Annotated in this window: 1 protein-coding gene; it reads right to left on the bottom strand. The window is 57.9% G+C overall.

What is annotated here, in order from left to right:
- Positions 1–19: 19 nt before the first annotated feature.
- Positions 20–1,563, bottom strand: a 1,544-nt coding sequence (locus H5U08_RS18315) for a hypothetical protein (protein WP_297036451.1), incomplete at its 5' end; no start/stop codon positions are given.

Genomic DNA, 1,563 nt, shown 5'->3' with positions numbered 1-1,563 from the left:
GCCAACCTACCAGGTCGTCTCACGGTGCCGCATCCATCATACCGACGAGAACCCCTCTCAATTGCTCTCGCAGGTTCACCAACTCCTGGTACTGTCTGTCGTCAAAATAACCTCGCTTCTGCCCATAAAGATCCATCCAGGTAATCAGGCGTTCCCAATCCTCGGCTTGCAAATCGACCTGATAATGGCCTTTTGCAAGCAGGGAAACCAGCGGAGCGCGGGCAGCCAATCCTTCTCCGGGAAGAGACCGTCCCCGGCTGTACCCTTCGAGTACCAGGTCTGCCAGACTGGGGTTGCCGTAGCGGACAAGCGTTTCCCATGATTGGCCCGCTGTGAGATCCCAATTTTTGCCTTCGCCAGAAGGGTTGTGGCACCTCACACAGTGCCGATCCAGAACCGGCTGCACCAACTCGTTGTAATCAAACGGCCAGCTCCCCACGGGACCGGGTTGAATGGGCCGCGGCTCCTTTCTGAGCGCGGCGATCGCCTTGATCGGCGGTGCCGTCTGCCGTGACTCGTGGCATCCAATACAACTCGCAATCTGCCCAGGCTGGAAATAAACGGCCGAACGCATCGTTCTGACGGCCATCCCTTTTTCATCCAGTGCCTGGAAGAAAACGGAAACACCGGCGGGGACGCGAAAATACGCCGAACCATCCGGTTCCACCGGCACCGTGCCCAGCACAAACTTGCCGGGGTCTTCGTGGGTCAAACCTAATTCCGGGTAATTCATGGTGGGATGAGTTTTGACGGGAAGTCCCACAATGCGGAGTTTTTTCACCGCCCCACGCGTCACCGTAGGCATTCCCGCGTAAACATCGACGATCACGCATGTGGCCGTGTCACGCGAAAGGGCCTGCGATTCGCTGGCTACAGCCGGAGGTCGCGGGCGGGGAGCCAGAGGAAGGGGACATTCGCAGCCAATCTCGGGATCCCGATAAATGAGGTGAAGATTGCCGAAGGCATCGTAGAGATACAGCCCGGGACCAGCATCGTCCATTTGTCCCCCATGGTCTGCGAGAGGTTTATCGCTCCACGACACGAGAAAGAATTTTTCACTGAGCGGATACGGATTGGCATAATAATGGGCAGGCCAGCCCTCGCTCTCCGGGAAACACACTTCCGGCGTAAGACGGGTCAGGGGGCCTTCGCCATCGGTTCCCTGCCGGGGATCGAGCAAGACCAGACTTCCTCCGGTGATCGAATGATGGGCCGATGCCGTAAACACAATTTTGTGCGACCCCGGCACTGGGCGTGCTTCAAATACCGATAACGGGTTCCACGTGAAATTGCCGTACACCGCCTGCACGCCGGTACCATCGGGCAGCGTGGACCACAGCCCCATAAACGGCTGATTATGCCGGTCCACATAATCCCACCGGGCATACAGGATTCTGCCGGAAAAATCGACACAGGGATGCCATTCAAAACTCTCAAAGGCCGATATCGGCCGAATAGTGCTGCCGTCACCATTCATGACATGGAGCGTGTAAATCGCGACCGGTCGCTCGGGGCCTCCCCCGCAGCGAACATAACACTCGGGTTGCGGCGAAGTCGTCACCT

The organism is Thermogutta sp. (assembly GCF_014359955.1).
In the GTDB taxonomy this organism is placed as follows: Bacteria; Planctomycetota; Planctomycetia; order Pirellulales; family Thermoguttaceae; genus Thermogutta.
The sequence above is the reverse complement of the archived record's forward strand: the minus strand, read 5'-3'. Positions and strand labels throughout refer to the sequence as shown.